General features: G+C 63.9%; 20 protein-coding genes. 2 read left to right on the top strand and 18 right to left on the bottom strand.

Annotation, left to right across the window (positions count from 1 at the left end; all coding sequences use genetic code 11):
• Window positions 1–127 precede the first annotated feature (127 nt).
• The 10 genes from P9220_RS07160 to rfbB all read right to left on the bottom strand — a co-directional run bounded on the left by P9220_RS07160 (window position 128) and on the right by rfbB (window position 15,767).
• Window positions 128–4,204 carry a glycosyltransferase gene (locus P9220_RS07160; RefSeq protein ID WP_309764211.1) on the bottom strand — a complete coding sequence of 1,359 codons (4,077 nt, stop codon included), beginning with the start codon at window positions 4,202–4,204 and terminating at the stop codon, window positions 128–130.
• A gap of 79 nt (window positions 4,205–4,283) precedes the next feature.
• On the bottom strand, window positions 4,284–5,780 hold the full coding sequence (locus tag P9220_RS07155; RefSeq protein ID WP_404980361.1) for an ABC transporter ATP-binding protein: 1,497 nt from the start codon (window positions 5,778–5,780) through the stop codon (window positions 4,284–4,286).
• 52 nt (window positions 5,781–5,832) lie between these two features.
• On the bottom strand, window positions 5,833–8,283 hold the full coding sequence (locus P9220_RS07150) for a glycosyltransferase (RefSeq protein WP_309764209.1): 2,451 nt from the start codon (window positions 8,281–8,283) through the stop codon (window positions 5,833–5,835).
• 69 nt (window positions 8,284–8,352) lie between these two features.
• Window positions 8,353–9,141 carry an ABC transporter permease gene (locus P9220_RS07145; RefSeq protein WP_309764208.1) on the bottom strand — a complete coding sequence of 263 codons (789 nt, stop codon included), beginning with the start codon at window positions 9,139–9,141 and terminating at the stop codon, window positions 8,353–8,355.
• A gap of 144 nt (window positions 9,142–9,285) precedes the next feature.
• Window positions 9,286–11,220 carry a glycosyltransferase family 2 protein gene (locus P9220_RS07140; protein WP_309765412.1) on the bottom strand — a complete coding sequence of 645 codons (1,935 nt, stop codon included), beginning with the start codon at window positions 11,218–11,220 and terminating at the stop codon, window positions 9,286–9,288.
• 280 nt (window positions 11,221–11,500) lie between these two features.
• Window positions 11,501–12,391 carry a glycosyltransferase family 2 protein gene (locus P9220_RS07135; protein ID WP_309764207.1) on the bottom strand — a complete coding sequence of 297 codons (891 nt, stop codon included), beginning with the start codon at window positions 12,389–12,391 and terminating at the stop codon, window positions 11,501–11,503.
• The gene (gene rfbD / locus P9220_RS07130) at window positions 12,388–13,269 is read right to left on the bottom strand and encodes a dTDP-4-dehydrorhamnose reductase (RefSeq protein WP_309764206.1); all 882 of its coding nucleotides are present in this window, start codon (window positions 13,267–13,269) and stop codon (window positions 12,388–12,390) included. Before rfbD ends, P9220_RS07135 begins: the two co-directional genes overlap by 4 nt.
• Window positions 13,266–13,817: a dTDP-4-dehydrorhamnose 3,5-epimerase gene (rfbC, locus tag P9220_RS07125; RefSeq protein WP_309764205.1), complete on the bottom strand. Its 552-nt coding sequence runs from the start codon at window positions 13,815–13,817 to the stop codon at window positions 13,266–13,268. The genes rfbD and rfbC overlap by 4 nt, the downstream gene beginning before the upstream one ends.
• Window positions 13,802–14,695, bottom strand: a complete 894-nt coding sequence (rfbA, locus tag P9220_RS07120; RefSeq protein ID WP_309764204.1) for a glucose-1-phosphate thymidylyltransferase RfbA — start codon at window positions 14,693–14,695, stop codon at window positions 13,802–13,804. Before rfbA ends, rfbC begins: the two co-directional genes overlap by 16 nt.
• A 10-nt stretch (window positions 14,696–14,705) precedes the next feature.
• Window positions 14,706–15,767, bottom strand: a complete 1,062-nt coding sequence (rfbB, locus tag P9220_RS07115; RefSeq protein WP_309764203.1) for a dTDP-glucose 4,6-dehydratase — start codon at window positions 15,765–15,767, stop codon at window positions 14,706–14,708.
• A 364-nt stretch (window positions 15,768–16,131) separates the two neighbouring features.
• Between rfbB and P9220_RS07110 the strand changes: the two genes are divergently transcribed.
• Window positions 16,132–16,995 carry a symmetrical bis(5'-nucleosyl)-tetraphosphatase gene (locus P9220_RS07110; RefSeq protein ID WP_309764202.1) on the top strand — a complete coding sequence of 288 codons (864 nt, stop codon included), beginning with the start codon at window positions 16,132–16,134 and terminating at the stop codon, window positions 16,993–16,995.
• Here P9220_RS07110 and P9220_RS07105 read toward each other — a convergent pair.
• The 6 genes from P9220_RS07105 to P9220_RS07080 form a co-directional block, all read right to left on the bottom strand.
• Entirely contained in the window at window positions 16,964–17,767 is an 804-nt protein-coding gene (locus P9220_RS07105) for a lysophospholipid acyltransferase family protein (protein WP_309764201.1), read from the bottom strand. The genes P9220_RS07110 and P9220_RS07105 overlap by 32 nt on opposite strands.
• A gap of 3 nt (window positions 17,768–17,770) precedes the next feature.
• Window positions 17,771–19,048 (bottom strand): dihydroorotase, encoded by a 1,278-nt coding sequence (locus tag P9220_RS07100; protein ID WP_309764200.1) that lies wholly within the window; start codon window positions 19,046–19,048, stop codon window positions 17,771–17,773.
• A 10-nt stretch (window positions 19,049–19,058) separates the two neighbouring features.
• Window positions 19,059–20,084, bottom strand: a complete 1,026-nt coding sequence (locus P9220_RS07095) for an aspartate carbamoyltransferase catalytic subunit (protein ID WP_309764199.1) — start codon at window positions 20,082–20,084, stop codon at window positions 19,059–19,061.
• Window positions 20,085–20,160: 76 nt separating this feature from the next.
• Window positions 20,161–20,676, bottom strand: a complete 516-nt coding sequence (gene pyrR, locus P9220_RS07090; protein ID WP_309764198.1) for a bifunctional pyr operon transcriptional regulator/uracil phosphoribosyltransferase PyrR — start codon at window positions 20,674–20,676, stop codon at window positions 20,161–20,163.
• A complete protein-coding gene (gene ruvX, locus P9220_RS07085; protein ID WP_309764197.1) occupies window positions 20,663–21,109 on the bottom strand; it encodes a Holliday junction resolvase RuvX in 447 nt (148 codons plus the stop codon). Before ruvX ends, pyrR begins: the two co-directional genes overlap by 14 nt.
• Window positions 21,106–21,684 (bottom strand): YqgE/AlgH family protein, encoded by a 579-nt coding sequence (locus P9220_RS07080; protein WP_040050817.1) that lies wholly within the window; start codon window positions 21,682–21,684, stop codon window positions 21,106–21,108. Before P9220_RS07080 ends, ruvX begins: the two co-directional genes overlap by 4 nt.
• 30 nt (window positions 21,685–21,714) lie before the next feature.
• Between P9220_RS07080 and P9220_RS07075 the strand changes: the two genes are divergently transcribed.
• Window positions 21,715–23,208, top strand: a complete 1,494-nt coding sequence (locus tag P9220_RS07075; RefSeq protein WP_309764196.1) for a deoxyribodipyrimidine photo-lyase — start codon at window positions 21,715–21,717, stop codon at window positions 23,206–23,208.
• Here the strand turns inward: P9220_RS07075 and P9220_RS07070 are convergent.
• On the bottom strand, window positions 23,205–24,590 hold the full coding sequence (locus P9220_RS07070; RefSeq protein WP_309764195.1) for a hypothetical protein: 1,386 nt from the start codon (window positions 24,588–24,590) through the stop codon (window positions 23,205–23,207). The two genes, P9220_RS07075 and P9220_RS07070, sit on opposite strands and share 4 nt — an antisense overlap.
• A 266-nt stretch (window positions 24,591–24,856) precedes the next feature.
• Window positions 24,857–25,027 carry a rubredoxin gene (locus P9220_RS07065; RefSeq protein WP_025527884.1) on the bottom strand — a complete coding sequence of 57 codons (171 nt, stop codon included), beginning with the start codon at window positions 25,025–25,027 and terminating at the stop codon, window positions 24,857–24,859.
• Window positions 25,028–25,068: the final 41 nt, after the last annotated feature.

Genomic DNA, 25,068 nt, shown 5'->3' with positions numbered 1-25,068 from the left:
CGCCGACATCGCCCGGTAGGCGCGCTCGTCATCGAGCAGGCGCGAGACCTCGGGGACAAAGGGCTCCGCCTGCATACCTGTCATCTTGTGTGCGCCGCTATCGACGTGTTGCGCGAAACAGTCCGCCTCAGACGTTCGACAGATAGCGGCTCTGGCGCTGCGGCCGGTACGACGCGTAACGTATCGGAGTCGCCGACTTGCGGTACAGCAAGGCCTTGAAGACTTCCGCGTGCCGTTCGTAGGCCTGCGCCGGCGTCATCGACGTGTATGACCGCTGCAACGCGTCGCGCGCGGTGCGCAGCGGCCGGTCCGCATGCGCGAGAAGCGCCGCGGCCAGTTGATCGCGCACGGCGTGCAACGTGTCCTCATTGGCGATCGCCGCGTAGAACTGCGGACCGTCGAGGCTCGCCCAGTCGGTGCGATAGGCGTCGATCACCGTGCTGGCTTCATCGACGAGTTGCTCGCGCGCTCCGCCGACGTTCGTCGCGATGACCGGCGCATGGCGCTGCACCGCTTCGGAGATCGCGAGGCTCCAGCCCTCGGTGAACGACGGCATGACAACCGCCCGCGCGAGATCGACGAAGCGATGCACGTCGGACCGGTAGCCGGGCATCAGCACCGCATCCTGCAAGCCGTGTCGCTCGATCTTCTCGCGCAGGCGCTGCGCGTAGCTCGCGTCGGCGTGCTTGCCGAGTATGACGAGGCGAATGTCCGGACGCGCGGCATGCGCGATGGCGAACGCCTCGATCAGCAAGCCCTGTCCCTTCACCGGATTGATCGACGCGACATTGACGAACACCGGGCTGTCTTGCGGCACGCCGAGTTCGGCGCGGAGTTCGGGGTCGCGCTCGGGCGTCGCGAGCGGCACCCGGCCCGCGGAGTCACAGCCGTTCGGAATCACGAGCATGCGTTCGGCCGCAAGGCGCAGGTTCGAGTCCGCGAACATGGCGACGTTGGCCGACACGCAGACGTAGCAGTCGGTGATCTGGTCGGCCTGACGCCACTTCTGCTTGTTCGGCTCGTCGAGCCACTGGTACATGTTGTGGACGGTCTGCACGAACGGAATGCCGAGCGACGCGCAAACTTCCGCGAGCGTCAGCGAATAATGCGCATTGACGAGCGCCACTTCGTGCTCTTTCAAGAGCCGGCGCAGCGCCTTGGGATGCGACGGCAGCCTCACGTAAGCAAAGCGGCGCGCTTTCAGTTCGGCTTCCGCTTCGGGCGCGATGTCGCCGGTCACGCCGAGCATCGGCCGGAATCCGGCGGCAGCGAGCGTGTCGAGCAGATCGAACACCACGCGCTCCAGACCGCCGACCATGAAACTGTCCACCTGCAGCAGCACCACCGGAGCGCCCTGCAAGTCGCTCGCGAATACGGGCACGCGGAGCGCTTCGCCACCGGCGGCGCTGGCAAAGCGGCGGGCCACGTCGAGCGCGGCGCCGTCGGCTCGCGCGACCAACGGATGCAACAGCGCAAGTCGTTCGTACACGCGCGGGCCGAGCGCAATGCAGAGATCGACCTTGTCATAGACCTCGTTGCGCAGCGCATAAGCGTCGTCGGTGTCGTCGAAGAGCGCGACGACGAGTCGTGTTTCATCGCGCGGCGACGTTTTCAGTTCCGGCGCGGACACGATCACGAGACGCGCGTCGGCGTCGCTCGCCGCGAGCCGCTCGGCCGCTTGCACGCCCAGTTGCCGCGCCGCGCGGTCCGTGCATCGCCACGGATGCGCGCCGAGTCCGGACGAGGCCAGCCACGGCGCGACAATGTCGTCGATCGAGACCGGCGCGCCTGGCGTGCGCCGGGCTCCGGGAGCGATCGCGGGCAGCCCTTCTTCCGCCGCTGCGGCGTGCCTTCCCGCAACGCGGTTGAGCCTGCGCTTTATCGCATTCCAGGTTCTGCTCAAGGTAAGTCCTCTCGGTTGCTCGTGCGCCAGATGGCTGACGACAGTATTGGCGCCGGTTTTTTCCCGAGTGAGCGCCGCCTGCTGCTCGCTCAGGGTCTCCACCATCTCCGTGAGTCTTATCCGCTCTTGTTCTTTCTGCGCGACCGCCTGATCGAGCCGCGCGCGGTCACTGTTGATTTCGCCGACGAGCGCCTCGAGTCTCTGCCGATTCTCGTTCAGTTCGCCGATCACGCCTTCGAGCCGTTGACGTTCGGCGATGCTTTCCGCGATCGTCGCTTCGAGCCGCAGGCGCTCGGCTTCGCGCCGGCTCACCTCCGCTTCGAGGCGAACCGCGTTATTCGCGAGCACCGCGTGTCCGGCCGTCAGCAGGTTCACCCTCGTGTTTCTCTCGTCGAGAATGCGCTCGTAGTAGCCGCGATGCTCGTGCCATACGAATCCGGGACGCGAATCGGCGTCGTCGAGATGGTTCAGCAGATAGGCACAGCGCGCACCGGCTTCGGCAAGTTGCGATACTTCGGGCAAGCCGAAACTGAGCGGCTTCTCGATGTTGCCGAGAATATTGAGCCAGTCGCCCGACAAAAGACGGCGCACCGTCTCAACGCCCTGCTTGAGCCGCTCGCGGGCGGCTTGCCGGTCGCCCCGGACGAGCGCGAAGGTGGCAGCCAGATCCAGCGCCCCTACGACTTTCGTGCCGAGCAGCGGGCTGAAGGGCATCGGGTTCATTGCCGCGCAGCGGAGCGCCCAGTCTTCGGCAGCCGCGAGATCGCCGAGCCGCTGCGCGAGCCGCGCGGCGACGAAGCTCAACGATACCTTCCATCGCAACTGATGCGCCGATCCGCCGGCTGCCGCGACGTACTCGCGAATGTCGGTGAGACAAGCGCGCATCTCCTGCTCCGACCTCGCATGGCCGAGCACGCGGTACGCGTGGCCGCACAGCGCCGCGCCGAAATCCGCGCTGCCGCGAGGCGAGCTTGCCATGACCTGTGCATTCAGCGCGTCGAGCGACTCGTTGTTCGTGAGGCGCATGCCGATCGCGATCATGCTCTTGAACAGCCACGGGTTCTCCATGGCCCGGTTATCGGCGAGCACGTGGAAATCCGGCGCGTCGACGGTTGCGAACGTCGTTTCGACGTAGTCCGACGCGCGGCCGGCGAGCGGGTCGCGCATTGCGATGACGATGAGTGTGCCGTCGATATTCGCGGGCTCGTCGAAGCCCGCCTCGGTCCATGTACGACCCGGATCGCCGCCCCCCAACGCCGACGACACGAACGCGCGCTCCGCGAGCAAGCCCTCCGCCTGCGGCCCGCACACGCGATGCAGCCAGGCGCGCGGCGACGCGCCGCCTTCCTGTTCCAGGGCCTCGGCTTGCGCACGCGATACGCCGAATATCACGCGTCCGCCCGGACGAACGCGCGCTATCTCGCCATGCAACACATCAGCGGGAAAGGCTGTTGCATCGAGCGCCATCAGGACATCGACCGACGCAGCGCAATCAGGCCGGGAAGCGGCGTCTGCGAAGAAGGACACGTGTTCGTCGACGCCATAGCGGGAGCGCGCGTATGCGAGGCTCGCCTCGCCCGGCTCCAATCCGACGACAGCGCGCGCGGCGCTGTTTTGCGCGACGACACGCGCTCCGCTGCCCACGCTCGAATCTAGCACAAGCACGATATCGCCGATACGGACGAATGCGCATGCCTCGACGGTATCGCCGAAAGCGGTCGGCCACGCGGAGTTCGCCTGCGCGAGAATGTCCTGCGGCGGCGCGATTTCCTGTTCGTCCACGACGCCCGAGGGCATGCGCTCGAAGAACACGGACGCGCGATTGCTCGCCGGTGGCAACGGCTGCGACCACCACGCCGCTTTTGTGCGCGCATGCCGGCGATACGCAATACGGTTGACGTCACCGGCGGCCTTGTGCGCCGGGCCGAGCATTGCGATTTGCCGGAAAGGCTGCGCGAGCAGGCGTGTCGCCGCAAGATCGCGCGCGTCGCTTTCTTCGCTGCCTTCGCTCGCCTCGGAATGCGCGACAGCGGATCGGGCGACGATCAGTGCATCGAACTGGTCGGCCGACACACCTTCCGGCAATGCGCCGGCATCATTCGCGCGAAGCACACGGCCGGGCGGGAACTGCGGTGCTGCATCGCGCGCTTCGTCTTCGTCGAGTGCGAGGCCGTATGCATCGCAGCCGGCGTCCAGCAGCGCACGCAGCGCCCCGGGCAATCCGTCGCCCACATACAGGACCCGGCAATGCCCGAAACAGATCAGGCATTGACGGAGAAAGGCCAGTAACTCTTCAGACATACGTTCGCTTCACGTTCTGCAACGCGGAAGTAGAGATGTGTCCGGACCTCCGCGCGGCCCGGACCGTTCATGGGCGCGCTCAGGCGCGCGATGCCTCGGCGCCGGGCTTAGCACTGCTGCTGCCCGCATTCGATTGCAGTTCGGCACGCATATGCAGGTCGCACACGCCGCCGAAAAAATGGGTGTCCACGCGCGCGCGGACCATGAAGAACGCGGCTTCGTCGATCCAGTGCAGGATGGCTTGATCGGAGAAGTTCATCGATTGCTGATGGATCAGGGAGGCCTGCACTTCATAGAAATTCTCGCCGAGCGCGCAGCCGTCCATGGTGAACACGACGGTGTGCTCCTCGCCCGCGCGAAACTTCCGGTTCCAGAAAATGAAGCCGTCGCGCCCTGCCGCCAACATTTCGGCGTCCTGGTTGAACGTACCCCATGAGTACATCTTGATGCCTTCCTTGTTCCGAATGCGCAGGTTGACGTACAGCTTGTCCATGTCCTCGCGAATCTGGAACCTGACCATCACCTTGATCGTGTCGCCGGTATAGAAAGTCGACGACGATTCGCCTTTCTCGTCGAGCACGGTGACGTCCGTGATCATCGCTTCGAGCGTGCCGAATTCGAACTTGTTCTGTTCGTGCGGTTCGTCCATCACCTTTTCGGCGGCCGTGCTGATCGCCGATGCAGCCGACGCAGCCGATGCAGCCGATGCAGCCGACGCGGCATCGGCGGACTGCGTCCCGGCAAGCGCCGGAACCGGGGCAGGCTGCGTCGCTTCGGCGGCGGCTTTTGCCTTCGTCGCCGCCTTGTGCTCGTCGATCTCGCTCTGCTTCGCGCGGTTCTCCTCGTCGTGAAGCAGCTTGCGATAGGCGAGCACGACTTCCGACGAAGGACCGACGACCGCGAGCCTGCCTTTGTCGAGCAGAATGGCGCGATCGGTGAAGGTTCTGACCGATTCGATATCGTGCGACACGAACAGAATGGCAACGCCGCGGTCGCGCAGTTCGCGAATCCGCTGGTAGCAGCGCTTCTGGAACAGCGCGTCGCCGACGGCGAGCGCCTCGTCCACGATCAGCACGTCGGGATTCAACTGAACCTGCACGGCGAACGCGACGCGGACCATCATGCCGCTGGAATAGTGCTTCACCGGCTGATCGAAGAACTCGCCGATCGCCGCGAACCGGATGATCTCGGGCATCGCGGCATCCATTTCCGCGCGCGTCAGACCGAGGATGGACCCGTTCAAATAGGCGTTCTCGCGTCCCGTGAATTCGGGATTGAAGCCGCTGCCCAGTTCGAGCAGCGCCGCGACCCGGCCATGCACGGACACGTCGCCCTGCGTCGGTTGAAGCACGCCGGCGATGAGTTGCAAGAGCGTCGATTTGCCCGCGCCGTTGCGCCCGACGATGCCGACCGCCTCGCCCTTCTTCACGTCGAACGAAATATCCCGCAACGGCCAGAACTCGCCGAAGAACTGCTTGCGGCCGCGAAACAGCATCTGCAGCAGACGATGCTGGGGCTTCGCGTACAGTTCGTAGCGCTTGCTCAGATTGCGAACATGAATAGCTAGATCGTCCAAAGCCACTCTCTCTTGAAACTCCTGCCCCGATTGATGTTCTCGCTCACGACTCTCAGGCGAACGCGGCCGTGAGCTGCTGCTCGCCGCTCGCTTTTTGCTCGACGAGCCGCTCGCAGATGCTCATGTTGTGACGCGCCATGTCCATTCTTTCCCGCTCACCGGGGAATTTCCCGGCGGCGAAATCCGAAGCGGTCACATAACGCATGCCGTACGTGTTGAAGTCGCCGATGTTCGGTGTATCGACGATGGGCACGATGCCGAACGCAAGATACTCGATCAGCTTCGTCGGACACGACACGTTGTTCACGACCATGTCGTCGCGCAGAATGAAGCCGAAGTGGCACTGCTGATAGATGCCGTTCAGCTCGGCGCGCGTCGCGCTCGACACATGAAAGTTGGGGTGATGCACGATCTCGGCCGCGGCTGCGCTGCGCATCTGCTCGACGTCCGGCGTGTAGATCCACCAGTCCGCCAGATCGATGCCTTCGCGCACGACGTTCATCATTGCCGGCAGGTTCTGCCATTTCTGCGTGCCCCCGGCATAGATCACCGTCGGCTTGCCGTCCCGGTAGGCGCGCGAAGCATGGCTGCCCTCGTCGACCGCGAAGATCGGCAGGACGATGACGTTGGCCTTCAGAAGATCGCGATACTTGTGCGACAGATAGTTGCCCATCGCTTGCGAAACGACGATCACGTTCGACGCGCGCTCGACTGCGCAGCGCTCGCAATCATCGTGGATGCGCGCCGAGTAAAAGTCGTTGTGCATGCGGAACTCTTCGGGCACGACGCCGTGGACGTCGAGCACCCATTTGATTCCCGGCACGCGCCGCAGCGCACGTCCGAGCGCGTTGGGCATGCGCAGCACGCTATGGAAATAGACCCGCTTGAAGCGCCACGCAAGCAGGCATGCAGCGAGCCGCTGCACGCGGGATTCATCAGCGATATTGAGCACCCAGGCGCTGCGTCCCGCGCGTTCGATGAAAGGCTTGGGGCCGGCAGCGGCCTCGCGCACGTCGCAATACACGCGGCGGCGCGACGGGAACAGCGAATCGATTGCCTTGACGCGCTGGAAATAGCCGTCGCGCTCCCGCGCCTTCGTCGGATACGGCGCCACGAACATGATGCCGTTGCCACCGAAGAACAGATCCGCAAACTCCAGCCATCGCGCGATACGGCTCACCCGGGAACTCGGGAACCGGGCCGCGCGGGCCACTCTCGCCGTGAGGCGGTTCATGAGTCCGTCCGATGCTTTCGGCTCGAGCGTCGGCATGGCGTCGAGTTGCGCGAGCAGCGCCTTGGTCTCGGAGACGAGCGCATCGACCTCGCGCTCGAGACTCTCGAAGCGCGTCTTCAAACGCTGAACCACGTCCGGCGTGGCGACTTCGTTCTGGTCGGCAAGGAATTGCCGCACCTCCGACGAAATCGATTCGATCACCGGAATGAGCGAGCGCGGCGTTGCCTCCTCGTCTTCGTACTGACCGAACACGATCGAGCGCAGATCGCGCTTTTCAACCGAACGGCGCGTCTTGATTTCGTGCAGAAGATGCGTGCGATAGGCTTCGAGCCCATCGACGAGCTTGCTTAGCTGCTGCGCGTAGAGCCGATGCGTTTCAACGTGCAGCGGCGGATGCGCCGGCTGGGCGATGGCGAAAAGCGAGTCCTGTTTCCACGCGGTCACGGACAGGTAAGTGCGATCCTGCCACGCGCGGCCATACTTCTCTTCGAAGCGGCGTCGGTTTTCGGCTGCGAAGCCTTGTGCTTCGAGCGCGTCGAGCTTGCCGAACGACGCGGAGCCCCAGTGATGCAGGTACACATCTCGCGCGACATGCATCTTGAAGCCGTGCTCGAGCGTGCGAAGGCAATAGTCGTCGTCCTCATAGGCGCCCGGGAAGAACCGGGTGTCCAGCAGCCCGAGTTTTTCAATGACGCGCCGCGTGAACAGAACGCAATAGTAGCTCAGGAAATCGCTTTCGACGACGTCGCCGAGCCACGCCTCGCGCCGTTCTTTGGCAAAGCGGTCGAGCGCGGGCAGGTCGAGCGCGGCGCTTCCCGCGCCCAGGTTGTTGCGGTCGCCGAGATGGTAGCCGACGGGAATACCCTGCTCGTTGTTCGACGCATTGGTGAGCGGGCCGATCGCGTCCTTGTCGTCTTCGATCAGATAGTCGAGCCAGTGATCCGTCACGATCACGTCGCTGTTGAGCAGACAGATGTGCGTGATGTCCTTATCGGCGAGAAAGTGCTCGATGCCGATGTTGTTGCCGCCGGAAAAGCCCAGGTTCTTTTCCTGCTGGAAATAGACCCCGGAAAGCCCGCGGCTCACGGCCTGATCGAACACCCGCCGGGAAGCCTCGCGTTGCGCGGGGGCCGAAGCGTTGTCGATGACCGCGACGTCGAACGCCGTATCGCTTGCAGTACCGAGAAGGCTGTCGAGCGCCAGCGCGAACACCTCTGCCGAGTTGTACGTGACGATGACGATGCCTGCTTTTACTCTCGTTGTGTTCATTGTGATTAACCGACTGCGCGCTTTGTGTTGTCCCGCCGGCATTTGTCCGCGCCGGTTCTGGCTTCTCGATCAGAGAACGTCAGGAAAGCCCTTCTTCGATTTGTCGAAGAACCAGTAGCAGACTCGCAGGAATGCGAGCGAAGCCACAATCTGAATCAGATAGCCCGTCCAGTCAGGCCACGTGCCGAAGAAGAATACATGCCGCACATTCTCGAGAATTGGCGTGAACGGATTCCAGCTCACGAGTGCGCGAAGCGCCTCGGGCACCATATCGATCGGGTAAAAGATCGGGCTCAGATACATGAGCGCCATGGTTATGGGCGGCACCGCGAGCTTGATGTCGGGCAGATACACGCCGAGCGACGCGAAAAGATAACTCACGCCGAGCACTGCAAACATGAACGGCAGCAGCACGATTGGCAGCGCAAGCGCCGAGACTGGCGGAAGACCGACGAAGACAAGATGAAACAAAAGCAGCAGGCCATAGCCGATCGACGCATTCACGAGCGCCGACAGCGTGATCGCCATGGGCAGGATCTCGAGCGGAAACACGACCTTCTTGATGAAATTCGGGTTCTCGCGCATCAACACCGGCGCGCGCAAGAAGCATTCGGAAAAGAAGGTATATGTAATGAGCCCGGCGAAGAGAATCAGCGCCGACTCCTTGCTGCCCGACGTGCCGGACGACCAGCGCGCCTTGAACACCACGCTAAAAACGAAGAAATAGACGATGAGCGTAAGGATCGGCGTCACGAGCATCCAGATCGACCCGAGCGCCGAGCCGCGAAACTTGGTTGCAAGATCGCGGCGCACGAAATCCCATAACAGCGCTCGGTGCCGCCAGACTGAAAGTTGCATCGAGAGTTTCCTGCAGGAGACCTTCCCGGAGCACGCGAATCGCAAGAAAACATCTTGCCAATGACCGCGCGCCCAGCGGTTCGGTTTAGAAATTAACTGGACATTTTAACATGCGCATAGCCCGTCTCCGGACCGCGCAGATCGTCACTCGAACTGTCCGACGCGCGGCGGAGACGCCAGCGTGAAGGGCAAGACCTTGGTGCTGAGCGAAAGATTCGGGTTGTACGCCGGATCATTTTCCAGCCACCCGTCCCACTCTCTTTCCATCCAGCGAACTTCTCCCAGGAAGCGCTGATACTTGTCCGCATCCATGTCGGAACCGCGTGTCGCCGACTCGTGATGGTAGAGCTCCGCGTGCGGCGTCCAGACGTTGCGATAGCCCGCCTTGAGAAGACGCAGGCAGAAATCCACATCGTTGAACGCGACCGCCAGTTCTTCATTCAGGCCGCCGACTTCTTCATAGACGGATTTCCTGACGACGAGACAGGCTGCCGTGACCGCCGACAGATTCTGCATGGCCACCGCGCGGCCGAAGTAACCGAACAGACCGCGCTTCATCATGTGATGCATGTGCCCGGCAACCCCGCCAAGACCGATCAGCACGCCGCCATGCTGAAGCATGTCGTTCGGGTACCACAGGCACGCACCCACGGCGCCGACGCCGGGCTGTGCGGCGATGCTGACCATCTCGTTCAGCCAGTCGGGCGAGATCACCTCGATGTCGTTGTTCAGCAGGCACACGAACTCGCCCTTCGCCTCGCGTACGGCGCGATTGTTGAGCGCCGAGAAGTTGAAGGGCGCGTCGTCGCGAATCACGCGAATGCCCTTCGTGCTGGCGATCTCGTCGAAATAAGCGAGCGTCTCCGGCTTCACGCTGCCGTTATCGACCACGATGATCTCGTATTCGCGATAGAGCGTCTTGGCGAGCACGCTGTCGATGCACTGCTTGGTGAGCGCCAGCCCGTCGCGCGTGGGAATGACGATAGAGACGAGCGGACGCTGCGCGAGTCCATAACGTACGCGCAAGATGCCGAGCGATTCGTATGGCTGATCGACGAATGCATCGATCCCGCTGCGCGTCAGATGATCTTCGACGGCCCGCTTGGCGGCCATAAGCGCGTAGGGCTTCTCGGAGCCGCTACCCGCCGTGCTGCCCGGCACGATGCGCCAGTGATAGAGCACGTGCGGAATATGGACGACCTGATCGTGACCCGCGATCTCGATGCAGCGCAGCGCCAGGTCGTAGTCCTGGCTGCCTTCGTAGCCCTTGCGAAAGCCGCCTGCCTCGCGTACGAGCGCCGTCTCGAAGACGCCCAGATGCGAGAACATGTTCTGCGTCAGGAACATTTGCGGGTTCCAGTCGCTCTTGAAATACGGCGTCGTGCGCTTGCCCGCCTCGTTCAGCTTGTCTTCGTCACTGTAGAGCATGCGGCTCGCGGGATAGCGACCGATATACACCGCGACCATGTAAAGCGCATGCGGAGGAATGACGTCGTCGTGGTCCAGCAGGACGACGAATTCGCCCGTCGCCAGTTCGAGCGCGCTGTTGCTCGCCGCTGAGATATGACCATTGGTGTCGCGGAACACGAGCTTGATCCGGCTGTCCTGCGCCGCTGCCTCGCTCAACACTTCGCGCACGCGCGGATCGGTGGAGGCATCGTCTGCGATGCAGAGTTCCCAGTCGGGATAGATCTGTTCCCGCACCGACGCGATCATCTCGCGCAGAAACGGCTCGCTGCTGTTGTAAGTGGGAACCACGATCGAGAATGTCGGGCGGCGCGGAAGTCTTTCGATGTCCTGCAACACCTGCTGGCGCTTCTCCGGCGTGATCGAATCGTAGCGTTCGATCCACTCGTGATAAACCTCGTCACGGGGCGGTCCATCGGCGAATCCCGCTCCGCTCTGAAGGCGGCGCAGGCGAGCCATGATTCCGGGCATGCCTTCGCGCTTGAGAACGGACAAGTAGTACTGCGCCGCCGGCACGACGCCGCCGCGCGACTGAACCTGTCGCGACATCGTGGCCGACGCCAGGCGGACTGCGTTGCCAGCGCTCACTGTCGAGCGCAATGGCGCGGTCATTCTCCATGAGGTGGAACCGCGCAATGCCGCGAGTTCCGTTTCGAGCTGCAATACGCGATTCCGCAGCGACGACAGTTCCCTTGCGTCCGCCCGCGTATTCTTCAGTTCCTTCTCGAGCACGGCACAACGCTCTTGCCAGTCGAACGAAGACGGTTCGCCGCCCGCGCGGACCGGCTCGCGCTCCGTGTCGTGTCGAACTGTCGTCTTGAAATCGTGTTGCATCTTGGTACTTGCCTCTGGCAGTTTGGAGGGCCGGCGTTTCGGGGGCGATGTCACCGCGCTATAGCCTTCCGAGGCGGCCACGCAGTCCGTCCAGAAGACCGCGCAGCGCCATTGAGACATGCAGACGGCGCGCCGTGGGCATCATCGAATAGATGAGCAGGCGGAACGGCAACTTGAGCAGTTCCGTCGATTTCCAGGACCACGGCACGTATCCCCGGCCGATCAACGCAATGGCGTTGCGGAACAAATAGTAATGACGAACGGGACTGTGCATGGGATACGTGCGCCCCAACACCCGCACGGGCTCGCCGCCCAGTTCGTGGGCCATTGTGATCCACGGAACGCCGACCAGACGATATCCCGCGCGCTTGGCCCGCACGCACCATTCAAGATCGACGAAGTCGATGAACAGGTCGTCTTCCATTGGACCCACGACGTTCCAGCAAGCCAGATTCAGGCACGAGCCGGACGTGATGAGAAAGTCCGCGTCCACGGGACGCGCGCCTTCGGCGGGCACGCGCGCGAGCTTGAATGGTCTGAAGCGCACGAAGGGCGCGACTCCGCCGAGGCGCGGATCGTCGTAGGCCGGACCGACGATCGCGATTTTCTCTCCTGCCGCGACCCATTCGGTGAGCAATGCCGGCAAGGCCTGCAGATGCTCGAGCGTGGGTTCGCTGTCCTGGTCGAAAAGGAGCGCGACGCGGCAGCCTTCGCGCAAGAGCAGTTCGATGCCCTGATTCAGCGCCGTCGCGATACCGAGATTGTCGCGGTTGGGCAGATAGCGCACGTCGGCATCGAGTCCGTCGACGCGATCGACGCCCGGCGTGTTGTCGACGACCACGCAACGGGTGTGCTTCGCCAGACGGTTCGCACGCTCGATGCACGCCGCGTCCGGATTATAAAAAACCACCACGGAGCCGGGGCGTTGCACGCTACTCCCGGTGCTCACAGTCCCCTCATGCAGAGATCGAGCGCGTCGGCCCAATCGGGCGCCTCGATGCCGAATGTGTCGAAGAGCTTGCGTTGCGACATGCGCGAGTTTGCGGGACGCTTCGCCGGCGTCGGATAGGCCGATGCCGGAATCGGCTTCACGACCGGCTTCTTCGCCAGCGAAGACTTTTCGAAGATCGCTTGGGCGAAGCCGTGCCAGGACGTCGAACCGGACGCGGTCAGGTGATAGACACCGGACTTCTTCTTCCACCAGTCATGATCGGCGCTCATGCTCTGCGACACGACATGCGCGGTCAGCGTCGCGATGGTGTTCGCCCAGGTCGGCGCGCCGGTCTGGTCGGCGACCACGCCGAGTTCGTCGCGTTCGGCGCCGAGCCGCAGCATCGTGAGAAGAAAGTTCTTGCCGTGCCCGCCGTACACCCAGCTCGTGCGAAAGATCAGGTGGTCGCAACCCGACTCCGCGATTGCCTGCTCGCCGGCCAGCTTGCTTTTGCCGTACACGTTCTGCGGATTCACCGCGTCGTCTTCGACGTAAGCGCCTTCCTTCGTGCCATCGAAGACATAGTCCGTCGAGTAGTGAATAAGCGCGGCGTTCAGGCGCTTCGCTTCTTCCGCCAGCACGCCGGGCGCTTCGCCGTTGATGCGCATTGCCGCATCGGCGTCGCTTTCGGCTTTGTCGACCGCCGTGTATGCAGCGGGATTGACGATCAGCGACGGCTTTACCTCGTGCACGACTTGCCGAACCTGATCCAGATCACCGAGGTCGAGACGGCTGCGATCGACGGCCACCACGCGACCCAGCCCTTGCAGCGTTCGCGCCAGTTCGAACCCCACCTGACCATTCACGCCAGTCAGCAGAATCGTGCGCTCGCTCATGCGAACACCTCGGCTTCCGCCAGCCGCTTGCCCGCCGCATCTTTCGCCGCCAGCATCGGTTCGAAGTCGATCGGCCACTCGATGCCGATGCCGGCATCGCTCCAGAGCAGGCTGCGCTCGAACTCCGGATACCAGCAATCCGTCGTCTTATAAAGAAACTGCGCCGACTCGGACAACACGACGAACCCGTGCGCAAACCCCGGCGGCACCCACAACTGCCGATGATTCTCCTCCGACAGATGCACGCCGACCCACTTTCCGAAGTTCGGCGAGCTCTTGCGAATGTCCACGGCGACATCGAACACTTCGCCCTCGACCACGCGCACGAGCTTCCCCTGCGCATGCTGAATCTGATAATGCAGCCCGCGCAGCACGCCCTTCGCGGAACGCGAATGGTTGTCCTGCACGAATTCGATACCTGCTTCCACATGCTCGGCGAACTCACGCGCATTGAAGCTCTCGTAGAAGAAGCCGCGCGCATCACCGAACACTTTTGGTTCGATGATCTTCACTTCTGGCAACGCCGTTGCCGTTACCTGGATGGCCATGCGACTTGGTCCTTCGGAAGATTGAGCAAATATTGACCGTATCCGTTCTTCGCGAGCGGCTTCGCGAGCGCAAGCAGTTGCTCTTCATCGATCCAGTGCTTGCGGTACGCGATCTCTTCGGGGCACGCCACCACGAGGCCCTGCCGCTTCTGCAGGGTGGCAATGAAGGTTGCCGCTTCGATCAGCGAATCGTGCGTGCCCGTGTCGAGCCATGCATAGCCGCGGCCCATGATCTCCACGTTCAGCTTCTTTTGCTGGAGATAGCGCGAGTTGACATCCGTGATTTCGAGTTCACCGCGCGACGACGGCTTGATGTCCGCCGCGATGTCGCACACCTGGTTGTCGTAAAAGTACAGCCCCGTCACCGCGTAGTTCGAGCGCGGCTTCGCCGGCTTCTCTTCGATGGACAGCGCGCGGAAACTCCCGTCGAACTCCACGACGCCGTAACGCTCCGGATCATGCACGTGATAGGCAAAAACCGTCGCGCAGTCGGAACGTGCATCGGCGCTTTCGAGCTGCTTCGCGAGATCGTGGCCGTAGAAGATGTTGTCGCCGAGAATCAGCGCAGAGGGATCGTTGCCCACGAACTCCTTGCCGATGATGAACGCCTGCGCGAGCCCATCCGGCGACGGCTGCACCGCGTACCGGATGTTCATGCCCCACTGGCTGCCGTCGCCGAGCATCGACTCGAAGCGCGGCGTGTCCTGCGGCGTCGAAATCACCAGCACGTCACGAATGCCTGCGATCATCAGCGTCGACAGCGGATAGTAGATCATCGGCTTGTCGTACACCGGCAGCAATTGCTTCGATACCGCGTGCGTGATCGGATAGAGCCGCGTGCCGGAACCGCCGGCGAGAATAATGCCTTTGCGCGCCATGCCCCGCTCCTTATGCCCGCTGCGCGTAGTTTGTTTCGACCCACTTGCGGTATTCACCGGAAGCGACTTCGTCGGCCCACGCCTGATTGTCGAGGTACCACTGAACGGTCTTCGCCAAGCCGGTTTCGAACGTTTCCGCCGGCTTCCAGCCGAGTTCGCGCTCGAGCTTGCGCGCGTCGATGGCGTAACGGCGGTCATGGCCAGGGCGGTCGGTCACATAGGTAATCTGATCGCGATACGAACCGCTGGCCTTCGGCTTCTTCTCGTCGAGCAGATCGCACAGCGTATGAACGACTTCGAGGTTCTTCTTCTCGTTCCAGCCGCCGACGTTGTACGTCTCGCCGAGCTTGCCCTTGACGAGCACTTCGCGGATGGCCGCGCAATGGTCGCCGACATACAGCCAGTCGCGCACGTTCTGGCCGTCGCCGTACACCGGCAGCGGCTTGCCCGCAAGCGCGTTCGCGATCATCAGCGGGATCAGCTTCTCCGGGAACTGGTACGGGCCGTAGTTGTTCGAGCAGTTCGTCGTGAGAACCGGCAGGCCGTAAGTGTGGTGATAGGCGCGCACCAGATGATCCGAGCCCGCCTTCGTTGCAGAGTACGGGCTGTTCGGCGCGTATGCCGTCGTTTCGGAGAATTGCGGATCGGTAGCGGAGAGGGAGCCGAACACCTCGTCCGTCGAAACGTGCAGAAAGCGGAAGGCTTGCTTCTCGGCGTCGGGGAGCGCGTTCCAGTACGTGCGCGCAGCTTCGAGCAACGTGAAGGTGCCGACGACGTTCGTTTGCACGAAATCGGCGGGACCGTGAATCGAGCGGTCGACGTGGCTTTCCGCCGCGAAGTGGACGACCGCGCGCGGCTTGTGCCTGGCGAACAGTTCGTCCATCGCCGCGCGGTCGCAGATGTCCGCGCGCGCGAACACGTGACGGGCATCGTCTTTCAGCGATTGCAGGGTGCCGAGATTGCCCGCGTACGTCAGCTTGTCGACGTTGAGCACGGGTTCATCGGAGCCTTCGAGCCAGTCAAGAACAAAATTGGCGCCGATAAAACCGGCGCCGCCCGTCACGAGAATCATGAATACCCTTTTGGCTGCGTTCAGTCAGAATGAAACCGAACACACTCGCATGTGTGGAAAAAATTGCGTACGGAACGTGAATGCCGCGTTGGATACGGAACGTGTGACTGATTCGAATCACCGCGACCGCCGTCCGATTAAACGTCGATTATAAAGCCACGAAGTGCAAAAACTACACGGCTAACAACTTGATACAGCTAGGATTCGGACAGGACGGCCTATGCGGTCGACATTTGCGGGGACGCCCGATGCATCGCTTGTTCGATAACAACTTGCAATAAATTCGTGCGACGTGATTCACGCTTTTGCCCGATAAGCCCGACACCGCCGATACGCCCCACGTGCACAACGCAGAAAACAATCAATGACCGACGCACCTCACTCTCTCGCCCCCGCAACGCCCGCCGTCCCCGCCCCGCTGGTTTTCGGCGACCTTCAAGGCTGCTGCGATCCGTTTCATCGCCTGCTGAAGAAAGCCGCGCCGTCACCCGAAACGCCGCTCTGGTTCGCGGGCGATCTCATCAATCGGGGGCCGAAATCGCTGGAAACGCTGCGCGAGGTGATCGCGCTCGGCCCGCGCGCGACCGTCGTGCTCGGCAACCACGACCTGAATTTGCTGTCCGTCGCGGCCGGCCTGCGCAAGCCGAAGAAAGGCGACACGCTCGACGATATCCTCGCCGCGCCCGACGTCGATGACCTGATCGAATGGGTGCGCCACAAGCCCGTCGCGCATTACGAGAACGGCGCGCTGATGGTTCACGCGGGCGTCGTGCCGCAATGGGACGTGACGATGACGCTCGAACTCGCACACGAACTGGAAACCGCATTGCGCGCGCCGAACTGGAAATCGACGCTGGCCGAGCTATACGGCAACGAGCCGCATCGCTGGGAAGATTCGCTTAAGGGCATGGATCGCTTGCGCGTGACGTACAACGCGCTGACGCGTATCCGTTTTTGCACGGCTGAAGGCGCGATGGAGTTCGCCAACAACGGCGGCCCCGATGCCGCCCCGCCCGGTTATATGCCGTGGTTCGACGTGCCCGACCGCCGCACGCGGGACGCGACCATCGTCTTCGGACACTGGGCCGCGCTCGGCCTCATGGTCCGCGACGACGTGCTGTGTCTCGATTCCGGGTGTGTCTGGGGCAACAAGCTGTCGGCGGTGCTGCTGACGAAACATCCCGCCGAGCGCGTGCTTACGCAGGTGAGTTGTGCGATGAAGAAATAACGGGTCGAACGACCGGCGTTTCCATGACGACGGCCGGGGCCCCGCGCATGCGATCGAGCGCCGTCTGAACCGCCGCCTGCGCCTCGCTCGCGAGCAGCCGCCTGTCGGTGCCTGGCGCGAGCGGATCGCAGACGTAGAGATGCGCGGTAACCGGTCCACCGCGCAGCAGCGCATCGAGGGAATCGTTCAGCGACATTTCGCCGATATACGCGGGCGCGGTCGTCTGAATGCCGCGCGCATCTTCGTACATCAGGCAGACAGGCTGCACCGGACACGACGCCGACACCGCCGCCTGAAACATGTTCGCGTGGAACGGCAACAGTGAAGTGCCATCGCTCGTGGTGCCTTCGGGGAATACGAACATCGTTTCGCCAGCGAGCAGCCGGTCCGCCAGCTCATGCATGATGCGCTTCGCGTCGCTGCGCTTCTCACGCTGAACGAACACGGTGCCAAGCTGATGCGCGAGCCAGCCCACCACCGGCCACTTGCGAATCTCGGCCTTGGACACGAACGGCGTCGGCCGCCACGCATTGATCACGTAGATATCGATCCACGAAACGTGATTGCCGACGACGAGCACGCCCGCATCGAGCCGCGCGTCGTCGTTATGAACGACGAGCTTCATGCCCGCGAGCCGCAGCATCTCCAGCGACCAGGCGCGATTCATCGCCATGCGCTCGCTCGCGGAGGCGCGCGGAAAACGCCGCGCCACGATCCAAACGCCATACAGCAAATGCACCGCGAGGCGCAGCTTGCGCAACACGAACGCCATGAATCAGCGCGTCTCGAAGGCCAGATGTCCGCCGACGATCGTCGCGCGCACGCGAGCCGGCAGTTCGTAACCGAGGAACGGCGAGTTGCGGCCCTGGCTCTTGAGCTTCGCCGGATCGACGCGCCAGGACGCATCGGCATCGAATACGCAGACATCCGCGAGCGCGCCCGTCGCGAGGCGGCCCGCCGGCAGCTTGAGGACATCCGCGGGCGCGGCCGTGATGCGCGCAAGCGCCTTGGCGAGCGGCACGTTCGCCTCACGCGCCCACTTCACCGTCAGCGAGAGCAGCAGTTCGAGGCCCGTCGCGCCCGGCGTCGCTTCGGCGAACGGCAACAGCTTCTCGTCGTCGTCGAGCGGCGTGTGATCGGAGCAGATCGCGTCGATCGTGCCGTCCTCCAGCGCCGCGCGGATCGCTTCGCGGTCGCGTTGCTGACGCAGCGGCGGATCGAGGCGGAATTGCGAATCGAAATAGCCGATGTCGAGGTCTGTCAGATGCACGTGATTGATCGTGACATCGCAGGACACGGCAAGCCCTTCGGCCTTCGCCGCACGCACGAGCGCCACGCCCGCCGCCGACGACAGATGCGACAGATGCACCCGCGCGCCCGTCACGCGCATCAGTTCGAAAATCGTATGCAGCGCGATGGTTTCCGCCGACACCGGCACGCCCGACAACCCGAGCCGCGACGCCAGCGCGCCGCTCGCCGCCACGCCGCCGCGCGCCATGTAGGCATCCTGCGGGCGCAGCCACACGGTATAGCCGTACGTCGTCGCGTATTGCAACGCGCGCAGCAGCGTGCGGGTATCGACAATCGGGTTATCCGCCTGCGAAAAGCCGATGCAGCCCGCTTCCGTCAGCTCCACCATCTCGGTGATGGTCTCGCCCTTCAGCCCGACCGTCAGCGCGCCCAGCGGATACACATGCGCCTGATGCAGCTTCTGCGCGCGGAATTTGAGCATTTCGACGAGGCCCGGCTCGTCGAGCGTCGGATCGGTGTCGGGCGGGCAAACGAGGCTCGTCACGCCACCGGCCATCGCCGCAGCCATTTCGGATTCGAGCGTCGCCTTGTGCTCGAAGCCAGGCTCGCGCAGCCGCGCCGACAAATCGACAAAACCGGGCGCCACATACAGGCCCGTCGCATCGATGACTTTTGCCGCGTTGAAATCGGCGGGCGCGTCGCCGATCGCGACGATCCTCCCCGCTGCGATGAATACGTCCTTGCGCGCTTCGGTGCCCGCAGCCGGATCGATGATCATGCCGCCTTGAATCTGGATCTTCATGTCGTTTTCGTTAATCGCTGTTGCCGGCCACGATGCCCATCACCGCCATGCGCACGGCGATGCCAAACGTCACCTGATTCAGAATCACCGACTGCGGGCCGTCGGCCACTTGCGAATCGATTTCCACGCCGCGATTCATCGGCCCCGGATGCATGACGATCGCATCGGGCGCGGCGAGCGCGAGCCGCTCGGGCGTCAGGCCCCAGCTCTTGAAATACTCCTGCGCGGACGGCAAGAGCGCGCCGCTCATGCGCTCGTTCTGCAGGCGCAGCATGATGATCACGTCGACGCCCTTCAGCCCTTCGTCGAGGTTGTGATAGACGTGCACGCCCATCTGGTCGAGATTGCCAGGCAGCAGCGTGCGCGGACCGATCGCGCGCACTTCCGGCACGCCGAGCGTGGTCAGCGCGTGGATGTCCGAGCGCGCGACGCGCGAATGCAGGATGTCGCCGACGATCGCCACGCGCAGCTTCGTGAAGTCGCGTTTGTAATGGCGGATCGTGTACATGTCGAGCAGACCCTGCGTCGGATGCGCGTGACGGCCATCGCCCGCATTGATCACGTGCACGTGCGGCGCGCAATGCTCGGCGATCAGATATGGCGCACCGCTCGACGCATGACGCACGACGAACATGTCGGCGTGCATCGCGGAGAGGTTGTTGATCGTATCGAGCAGCGATTCACCCTTGCTCGTCGACGACGCGTTGATGTTCAGATTCAGCACGTCCGCCGACAGCCGTTTCGCGGCGATTTCGAACGTGGTGCGCGTGCGCGTCGAGTTCTCGAAGAACAGGTTGAACACCGATTTGCCGCGCAGAAGCGGCACCTTCTTCACTTCGCGATCGGTCACGCTGACGAACTGCTCGGCGGTATCGAGAATGTGGGTGACGATCGAGCGCGGCAAGCCTTCGATGGTCAGAAGGTGCTTCAACTCGCCGTTCTTCGTGAGTTGAGGATTGCCCTTCAGGAAGCCGTAGCGGAATTTGTCAGATTCCTGCGCGCCCGTCTCGGCTGCGCTCTGGGTGGCGGTGTTCATGGTGATCCCAGGTGTTTCTTTAGAAGATGGAGGCTTGTGAACGCGGGCCGGCGTGCAACCCGCGCCCCGCCGCGCGTCACTGCGCGCCCGGTTCCGTCGTGAAGGCGAAGGTGTCGTCGTTCTGGCGCGCGAGCACGAGGTCCTCGCCCGCAGGCACGTCGACGCTGCCGCCGGTGAAGCGCGGCGCGATCGGCATCTCGCGCCCGCCGCGGTCGGCGAGCACGGCCAGATCGATCGACGCCGGGCGGCCGTAATCGTAAAGCTCGTTGATGGCCGCGCGCACGGTGCGGCCCGTGGACAGCACGTCGTCGACCAGCACGATGCGCCGGCCGTTCACATCGAATGGCAGCGAGGTCGGGCTCGCCTGGCTGTGCAGGCCCTTCTTCGCGTAGTCGTCGCGATGCAGCGCCACGTTCACCACGCCGAAGTGCGGCGCGTTCAGGTCTTTCGCGAGCCGCTCGGCCAGCCACGCGCCGCCGCTATAGACGCCCGCGAGCACCGCGCCGTCTTCGGCCGCGAGCGACGGGCCATAAGCCGCGCGAATCTGTTCGACGAGCGTGCGATAAAGCGCCTCGGCGTCAATGGAACTCATAATCGTCGGGAAGTCCGTCGAGATATTGTTGAAGGATGACGCGGGCGGCTTCCGCGTCGATGGCGTCGAAGCGGCCGCGCGCATTCGGGCGCACGCCGCGCTCGCGAAGATCGGCTTTGGCGTCGACGGACGAATAGCGTTCATCGACCCATTGCACCGGCACGTTGAACCGGCCGTTCACCTGATTGCCGAAGCGCTTCGCCAGCGCGCTCATTTCGTGCGGCGTGCCATCGGGGTGCATCGGCATGCCGACGACGACCGCATCCGGCTTCCATTCGCCGAGCAGCTTGCCCACTTCCTGAAAGCGATACTCGCGGTCGCGGTTCTCCACCACGACCAGCGCGCGTGCGTTGCGCGTCAGCGTATTGCCGACAGCGACACCAATGCGTTTCTCGCCGTAATCGAACGCCAGCAGCGTGGCTTCGCGGCTCATGCGTGCCCTGCTTCGCCCGACAGCATCGAGCGCGACACGCCCAGCAGCGACAGCGCCGCCTCCAGCCGGTCTTCTGCGGGCACTTCGAAGATGATGCGCGGATCGGCTTCCACGGTCAGCCAGCCGTTCTTCGAGATTTCCTCTTCGAGTTGGCCCGCGCCCCAGCCGGCATGGCCGAGCGTCAGCAGAAAGCGCTCGGGGCCCTTGCCGCTCGCGACCGCTTCGAGCACGTCTTTCGACGTGGTCATCGCGAGGCCGCCAGGGACGCTCATCGACGAGCTATACGGCTCGCCCTCGCCCGCTTCGTGCAGCACGAAGCCTCGCTCGGTCTGCACCGGGCCGCCGAAATAGACGGGCAAGTGAACGAGCGGTTCGATTTCCAGCTTGAGGTCGATGCGATTGAAAAGCGATTGAAGGTCGATGTCGGTCGGCCTGTTGATGACGAGACCCAGCGCACCGCGATCGGTGTGATCGCAAAGGTAGACCACCGTTCCCGAAAACGTCGGATCGGCCATGGAGGGCATGGCGATCAGGAACTGGTTCGTCAAATTGATGCGATCGGAAGTCTTGGACATAATTCAGGATTTTAACAAAGGCGCTGCCGGATGGCCGACTTTGATCTGGGTCTGATGTGGTTCAGGCGGGACCTGCGCGCGACGGACAATGTTGCACTCTATCACGCGCTTACACGCTGCCGCCGCGTGCTGTGCGCGTTCGTTTTCGACCGGGAAATACTCGATCCGCTCGCTCGAAACGACCGTCGCGTGGCGTTCATTCATGCGAGCATCGTCGAGCTCGATCGCACGTTGCGCGATGCGGGCGGCGCGCTCATCGTGCGTCACGGCGTGCCGGTCCACGACATCCCCGCGCTCGCGCGCGAGTGCGGGGCGAGCGCAGCTTTCGCGAACCGCGACTACGAGCCGTCCGCGAAAGCGCGCGACGACGCCATCGCCCAGACGCTCGCGAGCGCGGGCGTCCCGTTCTTCACGTTCAAGGATCAGGCGATCTTCGATCACGACGACGTCCTGACCGGCGCGGGCAAGCCCTACACGGTGTTCACGCCGTACAAGCGCAAGTGGCTCGAAACGCTTACGCCCGATGCGCTCGCGCCGTATGCATCCGAAGATCATTGGCATGCGCTCGCAAAGCTCGACACGGACCGCGGCATTCCATCGCTCGCCGAACTCGGCTTCCCGGACGCACACCCGCCGGTGTTCCCGCCCGGCACGAGCGGCGCGTTCGCACTCTTCGACGACTTCCGCGACCGCATGACCGACTACGATCACGCCCGCGATTTCCCCGCACAGAAAGGCCCGAGCTATCTCGGCGTGCATCTGCGTCACGGCACGGTGTCGATTCGCGCGCTCGCCCGTGTCGCGCACGATGCCCAGCGCCACGGCGACCGGGGCGCGGCGACGTGGCTGTCCGAGCTCATCTGGCGGGACTTCTACTTCGGCGTGCTGCATCACTTTCCGCGCGTCGGCGTGCCGGGCGATCATCGCGCGTTCAAGCCGGAATACGATCGCATCGAATGGGAAACGGGCGATGCCGCCGACGCGCATTTCGCCGCGTGGTGCGCGGGGCAGACGGGTTATCCGCTCGTGGATGCCGCGATGCGCCAGCTCAACACGTCGGGCTACATGCACAACCGACTGCGCATGGTGACGGCGAGCTTTCTGTCGAAGGATCTCGGGATCGACTGGCGGCGCGGCGAGGCGTACTTCGAGGCGCAACTCAACGATTTCGAGTTGTCGTCGAACAATGGCGGATGGCAGTGGGCCGCCTCCAGCGGATGCGACGCGCAGCCGTACTTCCGCATCTTCAATCCGATCACGCAGTCGCGGAAATTCGACGCGCCGGGCAAGTTCATCCGCCATTACGTGCCGGAACTGGCGGCGCTATCCGACCGCGACATCCATGCGCCGTGGCTCGCGAAGCCCGACGCGCTGAAGGCGGCGAAGATCGCGCTCGGGGCGGACTATCCGCCGCCTGTCGTCGATCACGATGCCGCCCGCAAACGCACGCTCTTGCGCTATGACCTGGTGCGCGGGGCAGGCAAACGCGCGGCGCCGCCCGGCATCGAAGACGACGACGCCTAGCGGACGACCGTCGCGGGCCGCTCGATCATCGCGGTGAGCGCAACGATCGACGGACGGCCTTCCGACGGCGCGATGCCCGCCGCGGCCTGATGCAGCATCGAGCGCAGCGTTTGTGCAGCGCGTTCGGGAATAGCGGCGTCGAGTGCGCTGGCATCGCCCTGGGCGGCAGCGCCGTCGCCCTGATGCGCGATGCGCCGCCAGGCGAGCCCGAGCGTATCGGCCAGCAACGCGACGTGGCCCAGCCCGAGCGCGCACGCCGCCGCGCCGAGACGATGGGCGGCATCCGCCGCGTGCAGCGCGGAAGACGCGTCGACCGCGCCGGTTTCGCTCGCCTGCGATCCGCGCTCGACGAGCCCTTCTATCGCCGCCTCCGCGCTTTGCAGGAAGTCTTCGTAAGCCGCCGCGTTGATGCGCAGCACGCCGAGGTCGCGGGTCGGCGCATCGCGGGTGTTGTCTTCGCTCGCCTGTGCCGCGCCCTGCTCCCACGCCGCCTCCGATGCGGGCGTCGCCGCGACGTGCCACGCCACCGTCAGACCGTAGTCGCGCAGCACGTCGACGTGCTCGGCGTGCTCGGGCGTCGCGCCGTAGAGCGCGAAATCGCGCCACAGCAGCGCGAGCGTCGCGCGCACGAGCGAACGCGGCGCATACGACGACGCGTGCGCCTGATCGGCCAGCACGAGATTGAATCGCGCGTAGAGACGTTTGGCGTCGGCGTAGCCGGACGCGCCGCCGCGCGAGCGCAACGCGCGCACCGTCGATGACGCGAGGCGCCAGAAATCGTACGGATCGGGGCCGGCGAGGTCCGCGAGGCAGGCGTCGAGGCGCGCGAAGGCTTCGTCGGCGCCGGCCTGAGGCTGGTCGGCGGGCGCGCGCAACAGCGTAAGCAGCGTTTGCTCGTAGTGCGCACGCACGCGCGCCAGCCTCTCCGAGGCGACACCCCGTAGCGTCGCGGGAGCGATCGCGCGGCCCGCGAGCGCGAGGTCGTCGTAGGAAACCGGTGCGATGCGCGTGTGGGCCGCAAGCAGCGCGTGCAACCCGCGATAGTGATGGAAGAGTTCCGTCGAACACGCCAGTTCGCGCAGGTTGTGACGATCGACCGCCATGCCGAACGCGAGCAGCGCGTCCGCGATGCGCTGGCGCGTCGGTTCGGATTCGTCGCCGATGGGCGCCACGAGCGCGAGCGCTTCGGCGAAGCGCTGCGCCGGCAGCCATCCGGCGGAATTGAGCGCGGCAATCGCGCGCTTCAGCGCGGCCGCCGTCTCGCCCTGCCGCTGGAAAGCGTGCAGCGCATCCGCGATCGCCATTTCGGCGAGTCGCACAGAGCCGCCGCGCGGATTGGGCAGGGCTTCCATCAGAACGGGTAGATCGGGACGAGAGGTCATAACGGGCGCTCACAAGCCGGACCGCGTGCGCGGCGATGCGCCGGCGCGCGGTGAAACTACATCATCGAAGGGCCTGCGACGGGAGTCGTCGCATCCCGCCTTCTGGAAGCGTATGCCTTTACACGCGACTGCGCGAGCAGCCGCGGAAACGGCTGTCCAGCCGAGCCAAAGAGCGGGCCGAGGCAGACGGTTTCCGCACTGAAACGCAGGCCGCAAAAAACACGCGCCGCATGACGTGAGCCATGCGGCGCGGGAAAGCATGCGGATCAGATCTGGACCATCTCGAAATCTTCCTTGCGGGCTCCGCATTCGGGACAGGTCCAGTTGATCGGAACGTCTTCCCAGCGCGTGCCCGGCGCGATGCCCTCTTCGGGCAATCCCGCCTCTTCGTCGTAGATCCAGCCGCAGATCAGGCACATCCAGCTTCTGTATTCCATACTTATGCCGCGTCGATTGATCGATTGAAATTAGGACATGA

Origin of the sequence: Caballeronia sp. LZ016, from assembly GCF_031450805.1 — a bacterium.
Taxonomy (GTDB): Bacteria; Pseudomonadota; Gammaproteobacteria; order Burkholderiales; family Burkholderiaceae; genus Caballeronia.
Note: the sequence above shows the minus strand (reverse complement) of the source record. Positions and strands in the feature narration are given on the sequence as shown.

Excerpts from the sequence above, each read along its gene's own strand:
- P9220_RS07160 (WP_309764211.1), bottom strand. The coding sequence starts at position 4,204 with ATGTCTGAAGAGTTACTGGCCTTTCTCCGTCAATGCCTGATCTGTTTC.
- P9220_RS07150 (WP_309764209.1), bottom strand. The coding sequence starts at position 8,283 with ATGAACACAACGAGAGTAAAAGCAGGCATCGTCATCGTCACGTACAAC.
- P9220_RS07145 (WP_309764208.1), bottom strand. The coding sequence starts at position 9,141 with ATGCAACTTTCAGTCTGGCGGCACCGAGCGCTGTTATGGGATTTCGTG.
- P9220_RS07140 (WP_309765412.1), bottom strand. The coding sequence starts at position 11,220 with ATGACCGCGCCATTGCGCTCGACAGTGAGCGCTGGCAACGCAGTCCGC.
- rfbD (WP_309764206.1), bottom strand. The coding sequence starts at position 13,269 with ATGAGCGAGCGCACGATTCTGCTGACTGGCGTGAATGGTCAGGTGGGG.
- rfbC (WP_309764205.1), bottom strand. The coding sequence starts at position 13,817 with ATGGCCATCCAGGTAACGGCAACGGCGTTGCCAGAAGTGAAGATCATC.
- rfbA (WP_309764204.1), bottom strand. The coding sequence starts at position 14,695 with ATGGCGCGCAAAGGCATTATTCTCGCCGGCGGTTCCGGCACGCGGCTC.
- rfbB (WP_309764203.1), bottom strand. The coding sequence starts at position 15,767 with ATGATTCTCGTGACGGGCGGCGCCGGTTTTATCGGCGCCAATTTTGTT.
- P9220_RS07110 (WP_309764202.1), top strand. The coding sequence starts at position 16,132 with ATGACCGACGCACCTCACTCTCTCGCCCCCGCAACGCCCGCCGTCCCC.
- P9220_RS07105 (WP_309764201.1), bottom strand. The coding sequence starts at position 17,767 with ATGGCGTTCGTGTTGCGCAAGCTGCGCCTCGCGGTGCATTTGCTGTAT.
- P9220_RS07100 (WP_309764200.1), bottom strand. The coding sequence starts at position 19,048 with ATGAAGATCCAGATTCAAGGCGGCATGATCATCGATCCGGCTGCGGGC.
- P9220_RS07095 (WP_309764199.1), bottom strand. The coding sequence starts at position 20,084 with ATGAACACCGCCACCCAGAGCGCAGCCGAGACGGGCGCGCAGGAATCT.
- pyrR (WP_309764198.1), bottom strand. The coding sequence starts at position 20,676 with ATGAGTTCCATTGACGCCGAGGCGCTTTATCGCACGCTCGTCGAACAG.
- ruvX (WP_309764197.1), bottom strand. The coding sequence starts at position 21,109 with ATGAGCCGCGAAGCCACGCTGCTGGCGTTCGATTACGGCGAGAAACGC.
- P9220_RS07080 (WP_040050817.1), bottom strand. The coding sequence starts at position 21,684 with ATGTCCAAGACTTCCGATCGCATCAATTTGACGAACCAGTTCCTGATC.
- P9220_RS07075 (WP_309764196.1), top strand. The coding sequence starts at position 21,715 with ATGGCCGACTTTGATCTGGGTCTGATGTGGTTCAGGCGGGACCTGCGC.
- P9220_RS07070 (WP_309764195.1), bottom strand. The coding sequence starts at position 24,590 with ATGACCTCTCGTCCCGATCTACCCGTTCTGATGGAAGCCCTGCCCAAT.
- P9220_RS07065 (WP_025527884.1), bottom strand. The coding sequence starts at position 25,027 with ATGGAATACAGAAGCTGGATGTGCCTGATCTGCGGCTGGATCTACGAC.